Annotated in this window: 17 protein-coding genes; 12 read left to right on the top strand and 5 right to left on the bottom strand. The window is 44.1% G+C overall.

Features of this window, described 5'->3' with window-relative positions:
- Window positions 1-3 precede the first annotated feature (3 nt).
- The 9 genes from ACMAZD_RS23515 to gntR all read left to right on the top strand — a co-directional run bounded on the left by ACMAZD_RS23515 (window position 4) and on the right by gntR (window position 9,987).
- On the top strand, window positions 4-1,713 hold the full coding sequence (locus ACMAZD_RS23515; protein WP_435249705.1) for a putative 2-aminoethylphosphonate ABC transporter permease subunit: 1,710 nt from the start codon (window positions 4-6) through the stop codon (window positions 1,711-1,713).
- A 68-nt stretch (window positions 1,714-1,781) separates the two neighbouring features.
- On the top strand, window positions 1,782-2,486 hold the full coding sequence (gene phnR / locus ACMAZD_RS23510; protein ID WP_102433816.1) for a phosphonate utilization transcriptional regulator PhnR: 705 nt from the start codon (window positions 1,782-1,784) through the stop codon (window positions 2,484-2,486).
- A gap of 137 nt (window positions 2,487-2,623) precedes the next feature.
- Window positions 2,624-3,526, top strand: a complete 903-nt coding sequence (locus tag ACMAZD_RS23505) for a multidrug transporter (RefSeq protein ID WP_435249704.1) — start codon at window positions 2,624-2,626, stop codon at window positions 3,524-3,526.
- 199 nt (window positions 3,527-3,725) lie between these two features.
- Window positions 3,726-4,742, top strand: coding sequence for a TRAP transporter substrate-binding protein (locus ACMAZD_RS23500; RefSeq protein WP_435249703.1), 1,017 nt, complete (start codon window positions 3,726-3,728; stop codon window positions 4,740-4,742).
- A 65-nt stretch (window positions 4,743-4,807) separates the two neighbouring features.
- Window positions 4,808-5,365 (top strand): TRAP transporter small permease subunit, encoded by a 558-nt coding sequence (locus ACMAZD_RS23495; protein ID WP_435249702.1) that lies wholly within the window; start codon window positions 4,808-4,810, stop codon window positions 5,363-5,365.
- Entirely contained in the window at window positions 5,358-6,680 is a 1,323-nt protein-coding gene (locus ACMAZD_RS23490; RefSeq protein ID WP_435249701.1) for a TRAP transporter large permease, read from the top strand. The genes ACMAZD_RS23495 and ACMAZD_RS23490 overlap by 8 nt, the downstream gene beginning before the upstream one ends.
- Window positions 6,681-6,798: 118 nt before the next feature.
- Window positions 6,799-7,296: a gluconokinase gene (locus ACMAZD_RS23485; RefSeq protein ID WP_435249700.1), complete on the top strand. Its 498-nt coding sequence runs from the start codon at window positions 6,799-6,801 to the stop codon at window positions 7,294-7,296.
- 3 nt (window positions 7,297-7,299) lie between these two features.
- Window positions 7,300-8,808 carry an NADP-dependent phosphogluconate dehydrogenase gene (gene gndA, locus ACMAZD_RS23480; RefSeq protein WP_435249699.1) on the top strand — a complete coding sequence of 503 codons (1,509 nt, stop codon included), beginning with the start codon at window positions 7,300-7,302 and terminating at the stop codon, window positions 8,806-8,808.
- Between the two features lie 177 nt (window positions 8,809-8,985).
- Entirely contained in the window at window positions 8,986-9,987 is a 1,002-nt protein-coding gene (gene gntR, locus ACMAZD_RS23475; RefSeq protein ID WP_435249698.1) for a gluconate operon transcriptional repressor GntR, read from the top strand.
- 147 nt (window positions 9,988-10,134) lie between these two features.
- Here gntR and ACMAZD_RS23470 read toward each other — a convergent pair whose 3' ends face one another.
- The 3 genes from ACMAZD_RS23470 to ACMAZD_RS23460 all read right to left on the bottom strand — a co-directional run bounded on the left by ACMAZD_RS23470 (window position 10,135) and on the right by ACMAZD_RS23460 (window position 14,437).
- Window positions 10,135-10,917 (bottom strand): siderophore-interacting protein, encoded by a 783-nt coding sequence (locus tag ACMAZD_RS23470; RefSeq protein WP_435249697.1) that lies wholly within the window; start codon window positions 10,915-10,917, stop codon window positions 10,135-10,137.
- Between the two features lie 213 nt (window positions 10,918-11,130).
- Window positions 11,131-12,597: a peptide MFS transporter gene (locus ACMAZD_RS23465; protein ID WP_435249696.1), complete on the bottom strand. Its 1,467-nt coding sequence runs from the start codon at window positions 12,595-12,597 to the stop codon at window positions 11,131-11,133.
- Between the two features lie 469 nt (window positions 12,598-13,066).
- The gene (locus ACMAZD_RS23460; protein WP_435249695.1) at window positions 13,067-14,437 is read right to left on the bottom strand and encodes an L-serine ammonia-lyase; all 1,371 of its coding nucleotides are present in this window, start codon (window positions 14,435-14,437) and stop codon (window positions 13,067-13,069) included.
- A gap of 336 nt (window positions 14,438-14,773) precedes the next feature.
- Here ACMAZD_RS23460 and ACMAZD_RS23455 point away from each other — a divergent pair, with 336 nt between their 5' ends.
- Window positions 14,774-15,652, top strand: coding sequence for a YdcF family protein (locus tag ACMAZD_RS23455; protein WP_435249694.1), 879 nt, complete (start codon window positions 14,774-14,776; stop codon window positions 15,650-15,652).
- Window positions 15,653-15,656: 4 nt separating this feature from the next.
- Here ACMAZD_RS23455 and ACMAZD_RS23450 read toward each other — a convergent pair whose 3' ends face one another.
- Entirely contained in the window at window positions 15,657-16,334 is a 678-nt protein-coding gene (locus tag ACMAZD_RS23450; protein WP_435249693.1) for a hypothetical protein, read from the bottom strand.
- Window positions 16,335-16,542: 208 nt separating this feature from the next.
- On the bottom strand, window positions 16,543-16,797 hold the full coding sequence (locus ACMAZD_RS23445) for a putative hemolysin (protein ID WP_435249692.1): 255 nt from the start codon (window positions 16,795-16,797) through the stop codon (window positions 16,543-16,545).
- Between the two features lie 382 nt (window positions 16,798-17,179).
- Here ACMAZD_RS23445 and ACMAZD_RS23440 point away from each other — a divergent pair, with 382 nt between their 5' ends.
- Together ACMAZD_RS23440 and ACMAZD_RS23435 are read left to right on the top strand one after the other, a co-directional pair.
- On the top strand, window positions 17,180-17,698 hold the full coding sequence (locus tag ACMAZD_RS23440; RefSeq protein WP_435249691.1) for an NUDIX hydrolase: 519 nt from the start codon (window positions 17,180-17,182) through the stop codon (window positions 17,696-17,698).
- A gap of 501 nt (window positions 17,699-18,199) precedes the next feature.
- The gene (locus tag ACMAZD_RS23435) at window positions 18,200-20,308 is read left to right on the top strand and encodes an LruC domain-containing protein (RefSeq protein ID WP_435249690.1); all 2,109 of its coding nucleotides are present in this window, start codon (window positions 18,200-18,202) and stop codon (window positions 20,306-20,308) included.
- Window positions 20,309-20,314 lie beyond the last annotated feature (6 nt).

Here is a 20,314-nt window from a genome sequence, read left to right as displayed (position 1 = left end):
CAAATGATGCAATCTAAGCTGCTTTTTCAACGACGAATGCAACCTTTCGTTGCTCGCTTAAGTAAAGACAACGTAATTCTATTTGGGCTTTTGGCATTTTTGTCCGTAGTCATGACGCTATTCATCTTGATGCCACTTTGGGCAATGTTGAAGAAAAGCGTTCAGAATGCAGATGGCGATTTTGTAGGCTTACAAAACTTCGCCACCTACTTTTCTTCTCAAAGCCTTTGGCAATCAGTAGGTAACACCTTTACTTTGGGTCTGTTGGTAACGGTTGTCGTTGGCGCATTAGCGTTTGGTTATGCCTATGCGTTGACTCGTTCATGCATGCCTTTCAAGGGGCTTTTTCAGGTGTTGGGCTCAGCGCCGATTCTAGCTCCGTCGTTGCTTCCTGCGATCAGTCTGATCTTCTTATTTGGTAACCAAGGTATCGCCAAAGAAGTGTTAGGTGGCAACTCGGTATACGGCTTGATTGGTATCTCACTCGGCTTGATATTCTGGACCTTTCCACATGCCTTGATGATTCTAACTACTTCACTCATAACGTCCGATGCGCGTCTTTATGAGGCGGCACGCGCACTCAATACTTCATCGTTCAAAACCTTTTTCATGGTGACGTTACCTGCAGCAAAGTATGGCTTGATCAGCACTCTGATCGTGGTGTTTACGCTGGTGGTTTGTGACTTTGGTGTACCAAAGGTGATTGGTGGCAGCTACAACGTTCTATCGACTGACACCTTTAAACAAGTGGTAGGGCAACAGAATTTCTCGATGGGTGCAGTGACCAGTATTTTGCTGCTATTGCCTGCATTACTCGCGTTTACCGTGGACCGCTGGGTCCAAAAGAAACAGAAGAGCTTGTTTGACACTCGATCTGTCGCGTACCAACCAGAGCCCAATACGATGCGTGATGGATTGTGTTTCCTTTATTGCACCATCATCTCGGCTGCTGTCGCTATCGTGTTGGGCATGGCGATATACGGTTCAATGGTTACCTTCTGGCCATGGAACAAAGTGCTCACGTTAAATAACTACAATTTCGCGGAGATGAGTACCTACGGTTGGACACCGTTCTTCAACTCTCTAACGCTCGGTGCTTGGACTGCCATTATCGGTACCGTATTGATTTTCTTAGGTGCGTACTGCATTGAGAAAGGCAGAGCATTTGGTCGTGTTCGTCAGGCAATGCAGATGCTCAGTGTTGTGCCGATGGCGGTTCCGGGTATGGTGTTGGGTTTGGGGTATATCTTCTACTTTAATGACTTGAGTAACCCACTTAACTTCTTGTATGGCACGATGGCGTTTCTGGTTATCAATACCGTGGTTCATTACTACACAGTAGGCCATATGACGGCGTTAACTGCGCTGAAACAGTTACCTGACGAAATTGAAGCAACCGCGGCCTCAGTTAACCTACCGCAGTACAAGTTGTTCTTTAAGGTGACGGTGCCCGTTTGTCTGCCTGCGATTTTAGATATTGCGACATACCTGTTTATTAATGCACTTACCACGACATCTGCGGTAGTATTCTTGTATTCTACCGATACGATACCTGCGTCAGTTTCAGTATTGAACATGGACGATGCGGGGCAGACCGGTGCAGCGGCCGCCATGGCGGTGATGATCATGATATCTGCGGCGAGTGCGAAGTTGATTCATATGTTAATCAATAAGTTATTCGAGAAACGCACCCAAGCTTGGCGTAAACGCTAGCGAACCAATTTATATTGCAGTTGGCCAAGGAATGGCCGACGACAAGAACAAGAATGAAAGGAAATTAAGTGCAGTACGTAAAAATTAAAGACGTCATCGTAGAGCAGATAGAGTCGGGGATGTTAACGCCACGACAGAAGCTGCCTGCAGAACGTAAGCTGGCTGAATCGTTTGATACGACACGAGTTACGTTGCGCGAAGCTTTGTCTTCACTTGAAGCTGAAGGGCGCATTTATCGAGAAGATCGACGTGGTTGGTTTATCTCACCGGATCCGCTTCGTTATGATCCGACGCAAACGCTAAACTTCACCAACATGGCTTTGTCACAGAATCGTAAGCCGAAAACAGAGTTGGTCGCGGCAAAAGGTATGTTAGCAACCAAGGAAGCAACTAGGCTTCTTGAGCTTCAACCTTTTTCGGATGTTTATCGAGTAGACAGAGTTCGTTACCTTGAAGACAGGCCAGTCGTGTATGTGACGAACTACATTCGACCTGAGCTGTTTCCTAACTTGCTTGATTATGATTTGTCTAAATCATTGACTGACATCTACCGCGAGCACTTTGGTGTGGTTTATCAGAAGATCCGTTACCGAGTAAGCACAACGTCTTTACTGGGCGAAACGGCGCAAGCCCTGCGTGCGACTTCTGGCTCGCCGGCGATGGTTGTCGAGCGTGTTAACTACAATCAAAACGGTGATTTGATTGACTGCGATATTGAATATTGGCGTCACGACGCGATCAGTATTGAGTCAATCGCGCAGCTAGAGCGTTAGTCATACGTTATAACGTTGGCTTACCTGCAATTATGCAGGGTTGCCCAATTGAAACGCTCAAAGGTCTCTTATTCGGAGGCCTTTTTTATCACCTGTTGTCAGCCGTTGTGCTAATTCATCAATAATTTAGGAATGAAATGGAATTCTCTGCCATCATCATCGTAATCATTTCAGCTCTGCTGCATGCGGGTTGGAATGTTCTAGGTAAATCTAATCAAGGATCGGGCTCGTCTTTCTTCTTAGCCTCTGGGGTTGCGGCCGCAGCGATATTGACGCCATATTTGATTTGGTATGTTCACAGTGTAGGGTTATCAAATATCTCACTTCCATTTTGGCAATTGGTTCTCTTGAGTGGGATTTGCCAAATCGTTTATTTGATTGGGTTGGGTGCTGCCTATAAACAAGCTGATATCGGTGTGATTTACCCAATGGCACGAGCACTGCCGGTGTTAATGGTTGGCTTAGGTACCGTATTGATTGGCTATGAACTGTCGCCGAATCAGTGGATGGGTTTTGCACTGATCACATTGGGTTGTTTGTTTGTGCCGCTTAAACAGTTCTCTGAACTGAGGCTCAAGGCTTACCTGAACCTTGGCGTGTTGTGGGCATTAATCGCCGCTATTGGTACCACGGGTTACTCCATTATTGATAAAGAAGCGCTTCTGTTATTGGAGCCTCTAAGCACACCCACCATTACCAATAAGCACACAGCAGTTTTCTATTTAGGTATTCAGTTCTGGGCGATCGTGATTCCGCTGAGTATTTGGTTATTGGTGACCAACCAAAGAATCGAGTTTACCAACGCATGGATACTACGTAAGAAATCCACTGTTGCAGGCATCATGATGGCATCGACCTATGGCCTAGTGTTGTTTGCAATGACCATGACAGAAAACGTCAGCTTGGTTGTGGCACTTAGGCAAGTAAGCATCATCTTCGGTGTAGTGATGGGGATCTACTTTTTAAAGGAAAAGTGGCACATGACTCGCTGTGTAGGCGTCGTTTTTATTATTGCTGGTTTAGTTATCTCACTGACTTAAAGGAAATTTAAACACACCTCCAACCTATAATGTGACTTTTCAGTCACATTTTTCTTATTGATAGCAAACGTTTTACTAATGTTAAAGATGTGATCCTTCTCATAGACAAGGTTGTAAAGTTACCGGTAACATCCACCTTAACGTTACCGGTAACATATAACAACAAACCGGACTCTGTGAAACTCATAAGGATACCCAAATGAAAGCTCTGACTAAAACGCTGATTGCTGCTTCCCTCACTGGTCTATTTGCTACTTCAGCAATGGCTGCAGACTTTAAACTTAAGATTCAATCTTCAGACCCATCTGGTGATTTGAACTTCAAAGTTCAGCAGAAGTGGGCTGAGCGCGTAGAGACGATGTCTAACGGACGTATCGATATCGATCTTCTTCCTGTTGGCGCTGTGGTAAAGCACACTGAAACGCTAGGCGCGATCAAAATGGGTATCCTAGATGGTCACATCACAGCAACGGGTTACTTCTCTGGTAAAGATCCAGCATTCGGCCTTATCGGTAACATGGTTGGTGCATGGTCAGACACAACACAACTGCTTCAGTACATGAACTACGGCGGTGGTAATGAGCTAATGACTGAGCTGTACAAGCCTTACGGTGTTCATTTCGTTGGTGCTTCAACAACCGGCGTTGAATCATTCATTTCTAAAAAGCCAATCGACGGTGTAGCGGATCTTAAAGGTCTTAAACTGCGTGCACCTGAAGGCCTAGTACAACAAGTATTTGCAGCCGCGGGTGCTACTCCAGTAAACCTGCCGGGTTCTGAAGTGTTTACTGGTTTAAGCAAAGGCGTAATCGATGCTGCGGACTACACGGTATTTTCAACAAACCAAAAAGCGGGCATGAACGATATCGCTACTCACCCAGTTCAACCGGGCTTCCACTCACTGCCTCTTATCGATATCTCTGTATCTCAGAAGAAGTGGGACAAGATGCCTGCTGACCTACAAACGATTCTACAAACGTCGGTTCGTGATTTCTCTTATGACATGACAACTCAGCTGAAAATGGCTGATCAAGCTGCGCTTAAAGAAGCTCAAGCGAACCCGGAAATCACTATCCATGACTGGTCTCAAGAAGAGCGTAAGAAGTTCCGTGAAATCGCGAAGGGTCAATGGAAAGTATTTGCAGAGCGTTCTGATAATGCAGGAAAAGTTTACACTTCAGTGACTGTGTTCCTAGAAGAAAACGGTTTACTGTAATTCAAACTTAGTTTACTGACGGGGGAGGGTATTGCTCTCCCTTACTCTCCCAGGAAATTTTGGTCATGACAGATAAAACCTCTCACGCTCCAGCTGAAAACGACGAAAAGCCCAAAAATGCGCTTGATCGTTTCATTATAAAAATCAGTAATTTTGTTAGCTGGCTGTTCATCTTCACTGTATTGATTTCATTTTATGAAGTTGTGATGCGTTATGCATTTGATGCCCCAACCACGTGGGTACACGAGACAGCTTCATTTATTGGTGGTTCCCTTTTCATTATTGGCGGCATCTACGCTTTCGCAGCTGATAAACATGTACGTGTTGTTCTTATCTACGATTCGGTGTCCAACCAAACACGTAAGTATCTTAATCTTGTTCACCACATTGTTGGTTTGGCCTTTGCAGGCATGCTGGCTTACGCGGCTTACTTTACTGCGGAAGAAGCGTGGTTTGCACCTTGGGGTGAATTCCGTCTTGAGACATCTGGCTCAGTGTTAAACGCGCCTTATCCTGCGTTGTTGAAAGGCCTGATCTTTGTCGTTTTGTGTGTTCTTGTTGTCCAGTTTGTATTGCACCTAATCCAAGAGTTGATGGGTCTAAGGAAGAATGACGATGTTTGATTTATCTTCTATTGGTATCGCATGGGGCAGTTTGCTCATGCTGGTTATGATGATTGGCTTGCTACTCACTGGTATGCAGCTGGCCTTCGTAACAGGCTTCGTTGCGATTTTCTTCACCCTGTGTTGGTTTGGTCCAGATGCATTGCCTTTGATTGCAAGCCGAACTTACAGCTTTGCTTCTGGTTATGTATTCCTCGCCGTTCCCATGTTCGTATTGATGGCGGCTTTATTAGACCGTTCGGGTATCGCGCGTGACCTTTTTGATGCAATGAAATCCGTTGGCCGCAAGGTTCGTGGTGGCGTTGCAGTACAGACGTTATTGGTAGCCGTGTTATTGGCTTCTATGTCGGGCGTTATCGGTGGTGAAACGGTACTACTAGGTATTCTTGCACTGCCACAAATGCTTCGCTTGGGTTATGACCGTAAGCTTGCTATCGGTACAACTTGTGCGGGTGGCGCACTTGGAACCATGCTTCCACCAAGTATCGTACTTATCATTTACGGCATGACAGCCAGCGTATCGATTGGCGACCTGTTCAAAGCGTCTTTCTTGCCTGCGTTTATCCTTGCGGGCTGTTACATCGGCTACGTATTGATTCGCTGTAAGCTGAACCCTTCTCTTGCGCCAATTCCAAGTGATGATGAGACAGAAGAAGACATTGCAAATCAGCCTAGTTACTTCAAGGCTCTGTTCTTCCCACTGCTCTCTGTAGCAACGGTGTTGGGCAGTATCTACACCGGTATCGCTTCAGTAACAGAAGCTTCTGCTTTAGGTGTGGTCGGCATCATGATCAGTGCGCTGATCCGTGGTGAGCTGAACTTCAGCATGTTGAAAGAGAGTGCCATCGCAACCATGCGTACCTGCGGCATGATCATGTGGATTGGTATCGGTGCAAGTGCATTGGTTGGTATCTATAATCTAATGGGCGGTATTGATTTTGTTGAAGAAACCATCCTTGCGCTCAGTGGCGGTAACGCGACAGTAACGCTACTAATCATGATGGCTATCTTACTGGTTCTAGGCATGTTCCTTGACTGGGTCGGTGTAGCACTTCTAACAATGCCAATCTTCGTACCAATCATCACTGGCCTTGGCTTCGACCCCGTTTGGTTCGGTGTTGTGTTCTGTCTAAACATGCAGGTGTCGTTCTTATCGCCACCGTTTGGTCCTGCGGCTTTCTACCTAAAATCGGTAGCACCAAAAGACATCAGTTTGGGTGAGATATTCTCTTCATTAGTGCCGTTCATTGCACTTCAAGTACTGGTTCTGGCACTGGTTATTATCTTCCCTCAGCTTGCGCTTTGGTGGCAATAACAGCGAAGGTTCCTGAGCGGTTTTAGCGTTTAGGAGCCGATCAGCAGCAACACAAGTTTAACTATTAGATTCGATTGTCAGCCCCAGTTTTGGTTGGGGCTTAGGGAAGGCTTGCCTTATGAAAAGCAAAAAAATACTCGTGATGGGCGTATCTGGATGCGGAAAGAGCCTAATTGGTAGCCGTGTCGCAGAAGCATTAACGCTTCAGTTTTTTGATGGGGATGACTTCCATCCCCAAAGCAATGTAGAGAAGATGCGTCAAGGTATTCCACTGACAGACGATGATCGTCAAGGATGGCTGGAAACACTGAATAAGCAATATATCGAACAACCAAGTGCTGTGATCGCCTGCTCTGCATTGAAAACTCAATATCGCGACATTCTGCGTGAGAACAATGAAGACTTGGTGATTGTGTACCTTCAGGGTAGTTTCGATACGATTTGGAATCGCCACAAAGCACGCGAAAACCATTACTTTAATGGTCAAGAAATGTTGAAAAGCCAATTCGCGACCTTGGTTGAACCCAATGAGAGTGAGGCGCTGTTTGTTGATATCTCACAAGATGTTGAGCTCGTGGTTGCAAGCGCACTCAAACAAATTAAGCAGATAGGCTAAACCATGACTCAGATAAAAAATGACATCGCGATGATTGGTTTAGGAGTGATGGGCAAAAGCTTAGTGCTCAACCTACTTGATAACGGCTTTAACGTTGCTGGCTTTGATTTGAATACAGACAACATTGATCGCGCCAGTTCAGAAGCGAAGCAGCTTAATGAATCGTTTACTGGTAAAGGTCAGTTCACTAAAGGCACTAGCCTTGAACATGTGTTGCAAGGATTAGCGAAACCGCGTGTCATCGCTTTGTCGGTTCCTGCAGGAAAACCTGTCGATATCGTCGTGAATAGTTTGCTTGATGCAGGTTTGGAGAGCGACGACATTGTTATCGATACAGGTAACAGCTTATGGACAGATACCGAGGCGCGTGAAGTGAGCTACAAAGGTAAGCTTCGTTTTTTCAGTACTGCGGTTTCTGGTGGTGAAGAGGGTGCCCGTGTTGGCCCTGCGCTCATGGCCAGTGGCGACCAATCAGCTTGGCAGTATGTGAAGCCGATGTGGGAAGCGATTGCTGCAAAAGTGGATGCGAACGGTTTACCTGTTGCCCAGTTTGAAGCGGGTGAAGCATGTGCTGCTTATGTTGGACCTTCGGGTACAGGGCATTACGTTAAGATGGTTCACAATGGTATTGAGTATGCCGATATGCAGCTCATCTGCGAAGTGTATCATTTCATGCGTGATGTTCTGGAAATGCCAGCTCAAGAGATTGGTCAAGTCTTTGAACAGTGGAATAACGGTGTTCTCAATAGCTACTTGATGGAAATCAGTGCCGACATTCTTCAGCAAGAAGATGTGGTGACGGGCAAGCCATTTGTTGATGTTGTGCTTGATAAAGCGGGACAAAAAGGCACGGGATTGTGGACAGCAGTTAACAGCCTGCAAGAAGGGTGTCCAACCCCAACCATTGCACAGGCGGTTTATGCACGTGCGATGAGCGGTCAAAAATCTCAACGCGCTCAAGGCAGCAAGCTTCTTAAAGGCAATGTTGCCGATGCCAGCCAGTTGGATAAAACAGAGGTTATTTCTGAGCTTCACGATGCTCTATATTGCGCCAAGTTGTCTGTTTACGCGCAAGGTTTTGATTTACTAAAAACGGCGTCCGACAAAAAAGGCTGGAATCTCGATTTCACACAAATTGCTAAGATCTGGCGCGCGGGTTGTATTATCCGTGCTGCTTTCTTGCAAAGTATCACGTCGGCTTACCAACAAAATAGTGAGTTAGCGAACCTGTTGTTTGATGAGGCTTTCATCAAACAAGTGGAAGAGCGTGAGCTTGCTTGGCGTATCGCAGTTGCTAACTCGGCTTTGTATGGTGTGCCGATGCCGGGAATCAGTTCAGCATTAAGCTACTTTGATTCTCTGCGTTGTGAAGTGTTACCAGCGAATCTATTGCAAGCGCAACGTGACTATTTTGGCTCTCATACTTATTCGCGAGTCGATAGAGATGAGGCTGAAAAATTCCATGTAACTTGGAGTCAGTCTCCAAGAACTGAAGTAAAAGTTAACGCTTAAATGATGTATAACGCCCTCGCAATGAGGGCGTTATTGTTTGAACAGTAAGAAGCATTAAATATATCTGTTTTTATGTTCTTGTCGCGGTATCAACCTTTTGTTAGATAAGGCTTCAAATTCCAAGTCAGTTGGATACACTGTTACCAGTAACATAACCAAAAATAATAACTATTAATTATGTCGAATAAGAAAAAACGTCCCACATTACAAGATGTTGCCAACCTAGTTGGTGTCACTAAAATGACCGTCAGTCGCTGTCTGAGAGATTCTTCTCAAGTATCAGAAGCAGTACGAGACAAGATCAACGCTGCAGTCGATGAACTGGGGTATATCCCTAACCGTGCACCAGACATCCTTTCCAATGCCAAGAGTAATGCTATTGGCGTACTGGTTCCGTCGTTAACCAACCAAGTTTTTGCTGAGGTTATCCGTGGTATCGAGCAAGTCACCGCACCTGCGGGTTATCAAACCATGATTGCTCACTATGGTTATAGCGCTGAACTGGAAGAACAAAGCATTGCTTCGCTGCTCTCGTACAATGTTGATGCGATTATTCTGTCTGAGAATGTCCATACAGATAGATCTCGAAAAATGCTGCAGACCGCTTCAATCCCCGTGATTGAGATTATGGACTCTGTATCGCCAAGAATTGAACAAGCCGTCGGCTTTGATAACTTCGAAGCGGCTAGAGCGATGACCAAAACCATGCTCGACAGAGGACGAACCGATATTGCTTACTTAGCGGCTCGTATGGATGAGCGTACTCGCTTGAAAATGGCAGGCTATGAACATGCGATGCAAGAAGCCAACAAAACGCCAGTAACACTGCAAACGGAAGACGCTTCCTCGTTTACTCTCGGTGCAAAACTGATTGGTGAGCTACTTGAGAAACACCCACAAGTGAATGGCATTTTCTGCACTAATGATGACTTGGCGATTGGTGCCTTCTACGAATGTGTACGTCGTGGTATTCAAGTTCCAGAACAGATGGCGATAGCAGGTTTCCACGGACACGACATTACAGTGGCGATGACGCCTCGTTTAGCAACTGTGCTAACACCTAGGGAGCAAATAGGTAAAGTCGCGGCAGAGCAAATTGTGGCGCGTTTAAAAGGCAACAAAGAATGGGTGGCGAAGCTCGATCTTGGCTACGAGATTGAAGTAGGTGAGAGTATTTAACTCGGTATGACGCTTCTTTGATTGAATTCAATAAAAACGCCCTTAACGAGATGAACTTCGTTAAGGGCATTTTCAATTTGTCTTTCTATACTTTTAGCATCAAGGCTTGTCTAACAATTAGCATCGAGGCTTTTGTAGCAACGATCTTTAGCTAGCTAAGGCCTGAGCATCCTGTTGTTTCAACACTTTGTGACCATCTTCAGTGACGCCACGTTTCCAGTAGCTGCTGATGTAGATATTCTCTTTCGCGACCTCTTTCTCGTTGCGGAAGTATTGTCTTAGCTCGCGCATGCTTTCAAATTCACAGGCTGTCCAAATCGAAACCTGACCGTCTAACCATTCTAAATTGCGAACCGTTTGTGAAAGTATTTCTGAGGTTTCATCTTCAATTAACCAATTGACCTTGATCCCTTGAGGTACTTCAAGTATTTGCTTATCTGCTGCTGAATTAATCTGAATAACAGCGTGACCTGTCGCGTGCTCTGGAAGTGTTTTCACTTTTGCAGAAAGCGCAGGCAGTGACGTCATGTCTGCAACTAAGAAGAACCAGTCAGACTCAAGATTTAGCCCTTGAATCAAACCTGGACCAGCAACGGAAATCGTGTCACCTATTTCTGCGTTCATTGCCCAGCGTGCGGTAAAGCCACATTGTAAGTCTGTGGTGATGTGACGAACGAAATCTACCTCAATCCACTTTTCTACAGGGTTGTATTGTCGAATGGTGTAGGTGCGCATGGTTGGACGCTCACCTTCGTTCAGTTGGCTTAAATCGGTTGTGCCTAGTGGCGAAAATAAAAGCTTGATGTAGCCGCCAGCACATTCTGTTGGGTACTTACTTAATCCCTCACCGCTAAGCCTTAGACGTTGCATGTTTGGAGTAATGGTTGAGGTTTGAGTAACGGTTAATGTGATAGGGCTAGGCTTGCTCATATAGGGCTCTCTTAGATTTTGATTTCCACATCATAATCCTGAACTAGAAAACACTCAATACTAATAGTTATCATTTACTTTTATTTACACAGGCGCAACGTAACTTGAATGCTCTGATCTATATTGGCAACAACCTCAATAAAAAAGCCCTTTAGAAAACTAAAGAGCTTGATGTATTAGAGCGGGTTAACGTGAGCAGAATTAGCTGTTTGCTTACTCTAGTTCAATCGTTTCTTCAGCCGCTTTCGCTGCTTCTAGCATCTTACGAATAATGAACGATGCAGCCATTGCGATACCCACCATTACTACTGCTAAAACGGTAAGCATTTGGAAGTAATCGCCGTAAACCGTTTGTACGATCTCTTGCGTGATTTGTTGACCTTTCTCTAGTGCAATAGACGTTGAGAATACCGCGCCAACAATACCTGATAGTGCGATTGCAATATAGAATAAGCTTACTGAGAAGTTCTCGATGTGCTTAGGTGCCACAGACAGAATGAACGCCACAACCATAGAACCAACAATCACCTCACCAAACGCTAGGAAGAAGTGGATAGCTAGGAACACTTCTGGACGAATCAGAACGTCATCACCAACTGTGGTTACTGCCATCGTAAGGATACCGAAAGCGATAGCCGTTAGAATGAACGAGAAACCCACTTTGGTAGCAGTAGAGAAGTTGATGTTTTTCTTTTCTAGATTAGAGAAGATAGCCGCGATGATTGGGCCAGCGACCATGCACCATAGTGGGTTCATTGCCATTGAAGCTTCTGGAGCAACAGGGATGAAGCCAAATAGGTCACCACGCATTGTGTTGATCGCTACCATTGTCATCGATGTCATCATCTGACCGTAGTACACGAAGAAACATGTGGTTAAGAATGTGATGATTAAGATAGTGCCCATTTTCAGCATGTCTGGCTTCTTCGATTTCAGCATCAAAGAGACAAAGTAGACGATCGCTGCACCACCAATTGCGTAAACGATGTTTTGGCCAATATCCATGTTAGAGAACATGAAGAATACCAAACCAATCATTGCTGCAGAAAGACCAAGGAACGCCGCCCAGTTTTTCGTGCTCACTGGTTGTTGGTCGATTTCAGCACTTGCTTCGACAAGGCCTTTGCGAACAAAGATCATCATTAGAAGTGCAGCACCTGCTAGAACCGCTGAAAGAAGGAAACCACCGTGGAAACCAACAACAAGCACTAGCATTGGGAACAAATATTGGCCTAGTAACGCACCAATGTTGTTTACTGAGTAGTTGATAGGGTAGCAGTTTTCAAAATCTTCTTGAGTTTTAAACGTGCGTTTGTAAAGACTTGGGTAAGAAGGGGACATCAAACCACGTGCATAACTTGCTAAAGCGATACCACATAATGCCATCGGTACATTGGTTGCTGCTGCACCGAGTACCAGTAAAACATAACCACTTGCGAAGCCTAAAAAGGCAATGGTCAAAGATCGGTATGCGCCTAAAAATTTGTCGGCGATAAAGCCACCTGCGATAGCAAATAGCGGTCCGATTGCAGAGAAAGCACCAACAACCATCATGGTGTCGGCTTCATTGTAGTTCAGATCTTCAAGGAAGAAACGAGTCAAGATCACCATGACGCCATAGAACGAAAGTCCGAACATCATTTGGCAGAACATCATTGATTTGTTTAATCTATTCCACATTATTTTATTCTCACATTTGTATTGATATGTAGTGTAATTACCCAATTATAATATCATTAATAGCAATACATAAAATGAAACATGTATCCCAAACCTGACTTTGCTCGATATACCTTTTCTTATGAGTCCATTGATATCTCTCATGAATGAATTTTGCAATGTTAGATTTTGCTAGTGGATGCATGTCTGTGTGAAATTCAACCATTTTCATTTTTGGCTAAGTAATGAACAAATAAAGGGAAAGTTAGCGAGGGTCATCTTGTAAATTTTTTCAAGTGAGTATCACTTTCAATTGGCCGTTGGGTTTTGGCCATTAAAAAAGCCAGCTTGGCAGCTGGCTTTGTTTTGATATTGAAAACTAAGTTTACAATAATGCGGTCTGAGTGAGGGCTTCTTTTAGTCGAATAGCTTCGCTTTATTGCACTTCAACTATTTGTAGCATTTCACTACTCACTTCATCGCATCTCAACTACTCACAAGGTGGTGCCATGTGAATCACCGCTAGACCACCTAAAGACGTTTCGCGGTATTTCTTGTTCATGTCTTTACCTGTTTGGTACATGGTTGCGATAACCTTGTCTAACGAGATAAGACACTTACTGGTGCGTTTCAGCGCCATACGTGATGCGTTGATGGCTTTCATTGCACCCATAGCGTTACGTTCAATACACGGTACCTGAACAAGTCCGCCGATTGGATCGCATGTCATGCCTAGTGAGTGTTCCATTGCGATTTCAGCAGCAATACAGATTTGCTCATTACTACCGCCTCGAAGGGCTGTTAAGCCTGCCGCTGCCATTGAAGAAGATACGCCAACTTCACCCTGACAACCTACTTCAGCACCCGAAATCGAAGCATTGGTTTTGTAAAGGATGCCGATTGCGCCAGAAACTGCCAAGAAGTCTTTCAACTGCTTAGTGTCTAACTCTTTGATGAAACGATGGTAGTACATTAATACCGCAGGAATAACGCCAGCAGCACCGTTAGTTGGAGATGTTACAACCTGGCCACCTGCTGCATTCTCTTCACTTACAGCAAAGGCAAACAGGTTAATCCAATCCATGATCTCCATTGGATCGTTTTCAATCGAGGCATTCGCCTCAAGCTTTTTCAGCAGAGCAGGCGCTCGACGTGTCACTTCTAATCCGCCATCAAGGATACCTTCGGTATCGAAGCCACGTTGCATACAAAGAGACATCACCTTCCAGATTTGGTCGGCTTTCTGGTCAATCACATCCATACCTTGGAATGAGACTTCGTTGCGCAGAATTAAGCCTCCAAGGCTAAGTCCTTGTTGTTCAGACAACTCAAGCAATTGATCAGCAGAAGTAAAAGGGAATTCAACTTGTGTTTCTGACTCTGACTTGCCGTTTTGCATTTCATCAGCTGTCGCGATAAAGCCACCACCAATGGAGTAGTAAGTTTCCATATCCAAAAGGCTACCGCTTGCGTCAAACGCAGAAATAGTCATGCCGTTTTCATGAAGTGGAAGATTGGTTTTGTGGAAGAGTAGGTCGCTTTCTACATCGAAATGAATGTCGTGTTTGCCACTAACCATTAAAGATTTATCTTCAATTGCTTTACGCATTGCCAAATTAGCGCTGGCTATTTTTATCGTATCAGGGCGATTGCCAAGCAGGCCTAATAGGGTTGCACGGTCGGTGTGGTGACCGATACCTGTTAGTGACAGTGAACCGTATAAATCGATTTGAATACGGGTAACTTGATTAAGTACCGATTCAATCTTTTGGGTAAAATTAAACCCAGCGATCATTGGTCCATTGGTGTGGGAGCTGGAAGGCCCGACCCCGATTTTGTAAATGTCAAAAATAGACAGCATAGTAACTTCCTGTGAAGGCGGTTCGATGTACGAACTCTGTGTAAAATTTGTATTTTGTTCGTTTCAATTTTCATGAAACATTTTTAGTCGAGCTTGTTCTTTGCTTGAAACGTCTCTTTTATTGAAACTTGTGTTAACAAGCGTAGAGCAATGAAATACAAGAGCGTGTTATGTTCGCTTTTAAGCGTCACGTCTATTCCTGCATGACATACGGTGTTGCTATCAATAGTGAGCATTATTGCGAGCAACCTATGAGAATTTAAAAATACTTTTGTTACTGGATATTGTATACATAATTCACTCTATCTCATCACTAAAACGAGACTTGAACATAAAATGAGCATTAATCACCTCTTTATTGTGCTGGGTAAGCGACTTAATGGGAATAAATTGACTGATGAAGGGAGCAGTCGAGTTGATGCTTTAGTTGAGTATCTGGCGAAGCTTTTGGTAGATGAGTCGAATCAGCAAACTGCGGTTGCATTTTGTGGTGGGGTGACAAAAGGCCAAGCTCTCTCTGAAGCAGATGCAATGCACCAGTATTTTCGAAAGCTGGAAAGCCAACGTGAAGCACCGTTTGTGTTAGGCGCGATCTTACTAGAGCAGCATTCGACAAATACGATCGAGAATATTCAGAATTTGGCTTCAGAAATGATAAAAAGCGGGCTGTTTGCTCGCGGGCAGAGTGTCAAAGTGACTTTCGTTTCGAATGACTATCACTTGCAACGTATTTTTGAGATTCAGATGTTGATGGACGAGCAAGGTTTGCTTAAGGTTCTAATCGAGAAGTGTTCTGCTCTTGGGGTGGAGTTGCAAATAGATCGTCAGCTAGAGGCTCATGTTTCGGTGCCATACCCTCATCAAAGTACGCAAGGGCAATTGTTTCTGTTGATGGATGTACTGACGACCTATCGCATCTATCTTGAAGGAGTTGTAGCTGGTTCGTTTAAATGTGATTTAGAGTCCGTAAGGCGAGAACCCGAAAGGCTAGCATTGGATGTTTTGGCAAAAGTGGAGTGCCTTCTAAAAAAGTCATCTCAGTTTGGCATCATAGCTACCTTGCAACCTGTTTTAGCAAGCTGTATTCAACAAACTCCTGCAGGTACAGATATTAAAAAAGTCAGGGAGTATCTAGCACTGCTAGACACAAACCTAACTTTATTGAACCGATATTTAGACCCAGAGCAGGATAAGACTCAGCGCTGGTGGCGATAAACGGTTATTTCTTTTTCGTGATGCCATGAACCGTCTTTAAACTGGCAAAAGCAATCAAACAATAAGCGAGTAGCTCGATGCCTTCTTCGGCGATATTTTTAACCACGCGAACGTAATCATCACCCATAACATTGTGCCAAAAACTTCCCATGCCAAACAGGCGAGAGAACACCAATAGCAACACTACGCCAGTAACCAGAAGGTTCATGTGCGGAGACGCAAGGATCAGCGCAAGCTGGTCAATGGTGCGCTTACCATTCTTTATTGCGTAGAAAATGGCACTACCTGCAACCAATAGAGCAGGGACAACCCATGCTCCATGTACGATTTTGTCGAACCAAAAATCCATTTCACGAATGAACAAAACTGCGAAAAATGCACTGATGAGAAGAGCTGCATGCTTAACTTCACTTTTCTCTTTTGCTAAATAAGCGAAAGATGCAGATGTCACGATAAGCAATAGTTGTTGCAGCATCTCGGTCACTGAGATCTCACCAACATTGCCATTCAACAATACAAAATCAATTCGAAGTGCAAGGTTTGCGACAATGCTGATCGCTAAAACGACCAATGCAGTCTGGCAGCGCTTAAAGATAACTTCAGAGGTTGATTGTGAGAGTGTGAACTCTGGGAGTTCAAGTGACATGTGAGTTTGTTCTTTCGTTTTAGATTGGCTTTTCATTTCAATTCAGCTTGTAATATTTTGTAACAGGCTGGCATTCTATCGGGCAGAAGCTCACTAATGTCAGAGTAATGTCATAAATAAAACGGTGTTCAATTGGTGTGTATACGGTAAACCGCTGCCTTAAGGCAGACAGTTTACGTAATTTAATAGAATTTTTGGGGTGAGGTTTTACCGCGGCGAGGTTGGAAACTCGCAGTTGAAGTGATTACTTTTCAGTTTCTTGCTCGTGGTTATTGCGGTAGTACTCCCACTGTTCAATGCGCTCACCGTCATCGAATACACAGTAAGTTGTGCGTTGATTGTTTTCAGTCACAGTGTCTAATTCGCCTTCTTGTTGAACACAGTAAACCGCGGCTGGGTTAGCAACTGAAACTCGTTGGCCTTCACTATATTCTGCATAGTCGTTCGCACAACCGCCTAATACAACGGCAAATACAGCCATCAAACCAATTTTCTTCATGTGTATCTCCTAGGTTATAACTCTACAAATAAATGCGTTAAGTTCTAAAGAACCCAATTAGAAGCTCTATGAAATGAGTATATTTTAGATTTCTGAAAAGGGTGTGTTAATTTGGTCAAGATATTGAAATAGGTTGATATTTCTCTATGTTTAGCTGCTTTTTGAGTGTTGGATCAAGCTACGCTACTTGTTGCTATGACAGGTGTATTCTTGTCTGAGGCGTGTTGGTTTGATGGTTATTGTGGTTCGATCACCATTCGATAATGATGAGTGAGCAACAATGAAAATGAGCGGGTAACCTTTCTTGTCAGCGATTGTGCACATCGAATCTATTGATGATTATGATATGATGCCGCCAAATTTCAGTTGAGCAGTCAGAATCATGAGACACTTAAAAACCACTATTCACCCTGATATCGATCACCTAGACAATAAGACGGTATATAAGCGCAATGCTGCACGTGCGATTGTGTTAGATGGCGAAGACATTTTGATGCTTTATACAGAGCGTTATCACGACTACACCATTCCTGGTGGTGGCTTGGACGAAGGTGAAGATGTTATTGCCGGTATGGTTCGTGAGCTGGAAGAAGAGACTGGCGCAAAGAACATTCACAGCATCAAGCCATTCGGAATTTTTGAAGAGTTCCGTCCTTGGTATAAGGATGATGCGGATATGATGCACATGATCTCTTACTGCTACTCCTGCAAAATCGACCGTGAGCTTGGTGAAACGGATTACGAAGATTATGAAGTGAAAAATGGGATGAAACCGGTTTGGGTGAATATCCATGAAGCGATCGCTCATAACGAAAAAACCTTGGCTGAGAGTGCTAAAAAGGGCATGAGCATTGAACGTGAAACCCACCTTCTACACTTGATTGTCAAAGAGATGCTGTAAGCAGCAATAACGTTCTCCTTATCAAGCTTCTATTATTTAAACTTGCTAATTATTAACCGTCTAAGAGTCCTGTGCTTTTAGGCGATTTTTGTATCTGGCACCAATCGCTTTGTTTGAAAGTGAGTGTAGCGCTCGCCTTTTGATTCCCCTATATCGGTATAAATCTTGGTTAAAAGTCGGTGGTTTTTAAATTGACGGAATATTTGTGCAATTTGATTCTTGTTTTGAATATGTCGATCGCGAACTCTAGCTTTAAAATCAAAATTGCTAAATTTACCTTTAGTCTCATTACCTTAGTTCATTTTTTGCTTCAACGGAAACTTGGCCTCCCTCTTGCTACATTGATTACGCAGCTCGCTTTATCGGCACCAAAATAATAGAAGTAGACATCTTTTGTCTCGTCGCATCAGATTTTAGGTAGACGTTTATTTAGCTTTGCCGTTCAGGGTTTACGTACTTTTCAAGGAAATCGCCTAAGCGAAGAAGAAGTCGAGGTTAACTATGAAATACAAGCAAATTATTTATCTCATTGGCGCAATAGTCAGTCTCCCAGTCCACGCAACCATAGTGGATTTGGATTTTTCAAACCATATAGAATCAACGAACGGCAGTAGCAGCTGGGCGGGACCAACCTATAACGGCTCCACCATGCACTTTCTCAATGTTGGCACACAGAATGGGAAAATAATCGATGCCAAGGTATCGAGCAGTGTGTTTGGTGATGCGACGTTTATGTTTCATGCCCCGAACTATAAAGTTGGCGCAACACAACCTTCCGGTGATATCGGTTTTCTTTATCAAACCAATTCAGCAGGTTCTGCTGGGCTAATATATACTTTCGAATTTTTTGATGGTACGGACGGCCTCTCAGGTACGTTCTCGGTGCCTTATACTATCCCTGAATTTGAAATGATTGGCTATGACATCGATGGTGAGCCCGTTCAGTCAGAGCAAGTTCGTGTATTTAAAAGTGAGGGTTTTTATAGTTATCAGTTAGGTAGTGCGAGCGCGAGTTTGACTGCTGAAGAGAGTGCCGATGGCGATTCTGTTCTATTTACAGGCCCAGGTACTAACTACTCTGAAACCGATACTTCAGGTGCGGTTAAATTCACCTATAAAAATACTTCTATTGTCACGCTCCAGTTTGAAACAGTGACTACTGGGGGTAGTTTCCCTAACCCAATCTTTTCTGCGTTTGATGGCAACTGGGATTTAAGTGGTTTTGACAATCCGATCGAGAGCTCTGATGATTCTGATTTCGGTGATGCGCCAGATAGTTATGGCACATTACAAGCCAGTAATGGTGCTGAGCATGCTGTTTCTTCAACACTCTATTTAGGGGCTAGTATCGATGCTGACTCTGATGGACAACCAGGAGCCTTATCAAATGGCGATGACTTGGATGTTGACGGAAATGATGATGACGGTATTACGCTACTTACTAACCTAGAAATTGGGTTGGATAGTTTAATCAACGTAAATGTAGTGGGTAATGGTTACCTACAAGCTTGGGCTGACTGGGACTTGAGTGGTACTTTCGATGATGATGAACAAATCTTGAAGAACCATTCTGTCGTTGAAGGGGGACAAGTCGTTCCAATTCGAGTAGCTGATGATGCCAGTGTTGGTAACGTGCAAACACGATTCCGTTTAGCAAGCAGCCCTAACATTCCAAGTGATGGTTACGTTGGTGACGGGGAAGTCGAGGATTACTTGTTTAACGTAACTGATCCTGGTACTACCATTCAATACTCTAACTACTATACAGCGGCATTCGAAGATAACTGGCCTGAAGCTGGTGACTTCGATTTAAACGATGTCGTTGTTTATTACCGAACCACAATTCTAAGTAAAGACGACGCTGTGCTGCGTATGGATATCAGCGGTAGCATAATGGCTTACGGTGCCTCTTATGGTAATGGCTTAGGCTGGAAACTGAGTGGATTCGACGAGGCGGATGTTGACTTGCAGACCGCGCGAGTGCAGAAAAACGGCACAACTCGCGTAAATATCTCACCGTTTACGGGTCAAGATAAAGACGTTGCATCTCCAGGTGGTGATCTTGTTGTTGTCGCTTCATTGAACTTGAAAAATGACATCCCAATTAACGATGAGTGTATGTTCCACCGTACCAATCCATCTTGCAACCCATCGCTTGAGTCTGATCAAATGACGTTCAGTATTTCGCTACCGTTTAATGATGACGATCAGCCAACAGTCAGTTCGCTTCTTCCGTTGAATGGTTTCGACCCATTCATCTTTGGTCCGGGTGAAGGGTATTACCATGGCTCTAGCTTTACAGGCTCACCAGGTAAAGATCTTGAAATTCACACTGCGGATCTGCCACCAACTTCACGTGGTACTTTAGTCAGTGACTTTTACGGTGTGGCACAAGATGATTCAGATCCTGATAGTGGAAAATACTACCGAACTACGCAGAATATGCCTTGGGGTATCTTAATTTCATCTCCTTGGAATCACCCATCAGAGTATATAGACATCAGTGAAGCGTTCCCAGATTTTGCAGAGTGGGCTACCACTGGCGGTTCTTCTAAATCGACATGGTACTTAAACCCTAACTCAGACAAAACTTGGTCTACTGAAGATTAATTAAGG

Origin of the sequence: Vibrio sp. nBUS_14 (genome assembly GCF_051201655.1) — a bacterium.
Lineage (GTDB): Bacteria > Pseudomonadota > Gammaproteobacteria > Enterobacterales > Vibrionaceae > Vibrio.
Note: the sequence above shows the minus strand (reverse complement) of the source record. Positions and strands in the feature narration are given on the sequence as shown.

Bases quoted from the DNA above. Each gene is read 5' to 3' on its own strand.
- ACMAZD_RS23450 (WP_435249693.1), bottom strand. From the start codon at position 16,334: ATGAAAAGCCAATCTAAAACGAAAGAACAAACTCACATGTCACTTGAA.
- gntR (WP_435249698.1), top strand. From the start codon at position 8,986: ATGTCGAATAAGAAAAAACGTCCCACATTACAAGATGTTGCCAACCTA.
- ACMAZD_RS23465 (WP_435249696.1), bottom strand. From the start codon at position 12,597: ATGTGGAATAGATTAAACAAATCAATGATGTTCTGCCAAATGATGTTC.
- ACMAZD_RS23440 (WP_435249691.1), top strand. From the start codon at position 17,180: ATGAGACACTTAAAAACCACTATTCACCCTGATATCGATCACCTAGAC.
- ACMAZD_RS23445 (WP_435249692.1), bottom strand. From the start codon at position 16,797: ATGAAGAAAATTGGTTTGATGGCTGTATTTGCCGTTGTATTAGGCGGT.
- ACMAZD_RS23455 (WP_435249694.1), top strand. From the start codon at position 14,774: ATGAGCATTAATCACCTCTTTATTGTGCTGGGTAAGCGACTTAATGGG.
- ACMAZD_RS23490 (WP_435249701.1), top strand. From the start codon at position 5,358: ATGTTTGATTTATCTTCTATTGGTATCGCATGGGGCAGTTTGCTCATG.
- ACMAZD_RS23505 (WP_435249704.1), top strand. From the start codon at position 2,624: ATGGAATTCTCTGCCATCATCATCGTAATCATTTCAGCTCTGCTGCAT.
- ACMAZD_RS23435 (WP_435249690.1), top strand. From the start codon at position 18,200: ATGAAATACAAGCAAATTATTTATCTCATTGGCGCAATAGTCAGTCTC.
- gndA (WP_435249699.1), top strand. From the start codon at position 7,300: ATGACTCAGATAAAAAATGACATCGCGATGATTGGTTTAGGAGTGATG.
- ACMAZD_RS23515 (WP_435249705.1), top strand. From the start codon at position 4: ATGATGCAATCTAAGCTGCTTTTTCAACGACGAATGCAACCTTTCGTT.
- ACMAZD_RS23500 (WP_435249703.1), top strand. From the start codon at position 3,726: ATGAAAGCTCTGACTAAAACGCTGATTGCTGCTTCCCTCACTGGTCTA.
- ACMAZD_RS23485 (WP_435249700.1), top strand. From the start codon at position 6,799: ATGAAAAGCAAAAAAATACTCGTGATGGGCGTATCTGGATGCGGAAAG.
- ACMAZD_RS23460 (WP_435249695.1), bottom strand. From the start codon at position 14,437: ATGCTGTCTATTTTTGACATTTACAAAATCGGGGTCGGGCCTTCCAGC.
- ACMAZD_RS23495 (WP_435249702.1), top strand. From the start codon at position 4,808: ATGACAGATAAAACCTCTCACGCTCCAGCTGAAAACGACGAAAAGCCC.
- ACMAZD_RS23470 (WP_435249697.1), bottom strand. From the start codon at position 10,917: ATGAGCAAGCCTAGCCCTATCACATTAACCGTTACTCAAACCTCAACC.